The following is a 2,042-nucleotide window of genomic DNA, read 5'->3' as shown; positions in this document are numbered from 1 at the left end:
TTATCCGGCTGAGTACTCGAAGAAGCGAGGTAGTTAGGTGAATATAGCTCCTTTAGTCGAGCTACATTTCCTATTAATTACTCTTTATATTTATGGCTTAAAGTCTGGATCTTCATCATCATTATCCCAAAATTGGTGGGGCTCCATGTAATCGCCGTTTTCAATGACTGAACACCATCCAAAATCGCTATAAAAAACGAAGAGATCAACGACCCTATACACCCCTTTACTAACGCGGCTTAATGTTATCAAAGATGGTTCATTATAAATATAATTGCCTCCAGCTCTGGCTATAACTCTTTGTTCGAATAATGCCCTATTATATTCGCTCACTTCTCCAATAATTCTTGTTGATTCAATTTCAAAAATAATTTCAAATTTATTAGATATTTGTATATGACAAGGTATTTTTTTTTGCTGTTCTAGTTTACTTAAAAATAAATTATCTGGAAATTCGATTTGTAAAATCATGTCTACCATCCTTCAGGAACAATCACTTCACCTATAAAGTTTTTTCAAACATAGTTACTGAACTAACATATTGTTCTTCCATGGATCTATTACTGCAACAATGGGGAGCAAGCCTACTAACCACATCAATAAAAAACTTTTTGCCATTTTATCTATGGTTATAACAGCAATAATCCATCCATTAGAAATTTAGTGAGATAAATCACTAGCTATACGTTCAACCCAAGCACTTACCACAACGCCTTCAGATTTTAGAATACTAGCTACTTGCATAAATGCTATCCCTCCCGGTATCGAAGGTGCTTTATTAATCAACCCCACCATTTTTAAATTTTCATTTCCTCCCTTAATGCAGCCTTTTCTATAGGCATCTATTTTTTTATCATTACTAGGATGCAAAGGAGTTAAAATTGATGACATCGATTTTGCATGCATTGATGTTAAAACATCAGGCTAAGCGCATAATTGGATAAGATAATCAGAGATAACACCATTCTCAGGTGCAGGAACACTCCAACATGGCTAACCACGCAACTGATAGGAGTAGTCACCATGACTAAGCGCGGTTGTATTGTAGAAACACCGACGACTAAAGAAGTGGTTAAAACCAGACAGTATACAGTGGGGTACGCCTCCAACAGCGGTAAACCCAACCCCAGAGCGCAACTCATCTTAATCGATAACTAACTGAAAGAGATGAGCTTTGAGGTGGGCAGCCACTACATCCTCACCCGCCAAGCCGGACAGTTGATAATCCGGCTGAGTGAGGAGTGATGCGGCTTATAAGCCCTATTCATGAGTAGGGCTTATATTTTAGTTAGTTATGTTTCAATTTTTTCAATATCCAAAGACCTACCGCACTTACACTACCACCTATTATGCTAAGTTTGATCAGGCTCCATAATTCATCAATATTAAAATCAAACTCTTTTCCGTTAATTATAAACAATATAATATCAATAATTACCGAAGAAACTAAACTTGCAACAAATATGACAAGTATAAATAACGGCAGAAAAATTAATAAAAATCGAAAATTATTCATTTTTATTTCCCTGTGTCATTCTTAATTTCATCATTAATTTTATTATTTTTTTTCTGTTACTACTGAGCTGGTAATATTGCCGGCTATTCCAGGTCTTTGAGCTGGTGATAAATCTTTTGATAACCCTAATTGCCCTTTATTCGCATCACCTTGTAATTTAGGGTTATATTTTGGATCTAAGCCATCTGTTTTCATATACTTCCACTAATTACCACCCCACTTTATGAGACCGCCTAGTCCATAACCGATTCCTGAACTAATTCCAGATGTCCCTGCACCTAGTAATGGGTCTTCACCTTTTAATTCACTTGAAACACCACCGCCTAAGGCATTCCACCCTATAACACCATAGACAGTAGAATTTTTAGTAATTCCACCGATGTGAGTAGCAATGAGTACATCGGTGTAGTTGACTGGTTTATCGCCAAATAACTGAATTAAATAATTAGCGCTTCCACCTATACCAGCAACAACAAGTCCTGTTCCTGAGTATAACCCCAATCCAGTAACGCCAGCGGCATGTCCC

Annotated in this window: 5 protein-coding genes and 1 pseudogene; 1 reads left to right on the top strand and 5 read right to left on the bottom strand. The window is 36.8% G+C overall.

The features are described 5' to 3' along the window. Window positions 1-90: 90 nt before the first annotated feature. Window positions 91-471, bottom strand: a complete 381-nt coding sequence (locus tag PR833_RS16270; protein ID WP_102781126.1) for a hypothetical protein — start codon at window positions 469-471, stop codon at window positions 91-93. 189 nt (window positions 472-660) lie between these two features. Beyond that, entirely contained in the window at window positions 661-891 is a 231-nt protein-coding gene (locus PR833_RS16265) for a hypothetical protein (RefSeq protein ID WP_272526352.1), read from the bottom strand. Window positions 892-1,023: 132 nt separating this feature from the next. On the opposite strand from PR833_RS16265, the gene PR833_RS16260 reads away from it, so the two are divergent. Further along, a complete protein-coding gene (locus tag PR833_RS16260) occupies window positions 1,024-1,158 on the top strand; it encodes a hypothetical protein (RefSeq protein ID WP_258313094.1) in 135 nt (44 codons plus the stop codon). 130 nt (window positions 1,159-1,288) lie between these two features. On the opposite strand, the gene PR833_RS16255 is transcribed toward PR833_RS16260, so the two are convergent. The 3 genes and pseudogenes from PR833_RS16255 to PR833_RS16245 all read right to left on the bottom strand — a co-directional run. Continuing rightward, on the bottom strand, window positions 1,289-1,516 hold the full coding sequence (locus PR833_RS16255) for a hypothetical protein (RefSeq protein ID WP_014657423.1): 228 nt from the start codon (window positions 1,514-1,516) through the stop codon (window positions 1,289-1,291). Between the two features lie 42 nt (window positions 1,517-1,558). Next, entirely contained in the window at window positions 1,559-1,711 is a 153-nt protein-coding gene (locus PR833_RS16250) for a hypothetical protein (RefSeq protein WP_014657422.1), read from the bottom strand. 9 nt (window positions 1,712-1,720) lie between these two features. After that, window positions 1,721-2,042: pseudogene (locus PR833_RS16245) on the bottom strand (VENN motif pre-toxin domain-containing protein); the annotation flags it as partial.

Source organism: Providencia sp. PROV189 (assembly GCF_028480065.1).
In the GTDB taxonomy this organism is placed as follows: domain Bacteria; phylum Pseudomonadota; class Gammaproteobacteria; order Enterobacterales; family Enterobacteriaceae; genus Providencia; species Providencia stuartii.
The sequence above is the reverse complement of the archived record's forward strand: the minus strand, read 5'-3'. Positions and strand labels throughout refer to the sequence as shown.

Bases quoted from the DNA above. Each gene is read 5' to 3' on its own strand.
- PR833_RS16255 (WP_014657423.1), bottom strand. From the start codon at position 1,516: ATGAATAATTTTCGATTTTTATTAATTTTTCTGCCGTTATTTATACTT.
- PR833_RS16250 (WP_014657422.1), bottom strand. From the start codon at position 1,711: ATGAAAACAGATGGCTTAGATCCAAAATATAACCCTAAATTACAAGGT.
- PR833_RS16260 (WP_258313094.1), top strand. From the start codon at position 1,024: ATGACTAAGCGCGGTTGTATTGTAGAAACACCGACGACTAAAGAAGTG.
- PR833_RS16270 (WP_102781126.1), bottom strand. From the start codon at position 471: ATGATTTTACAAATCGAATTTCCAGATAATTTATTTTTAAGTAAACTA.
- PR833_RS16265 (WP_272526352.1), bottom strand. From the start codon at position 891: ATGTCATCAATTTTAACTCCTTTGCATCCTAGTAATGATAAAAAAATA.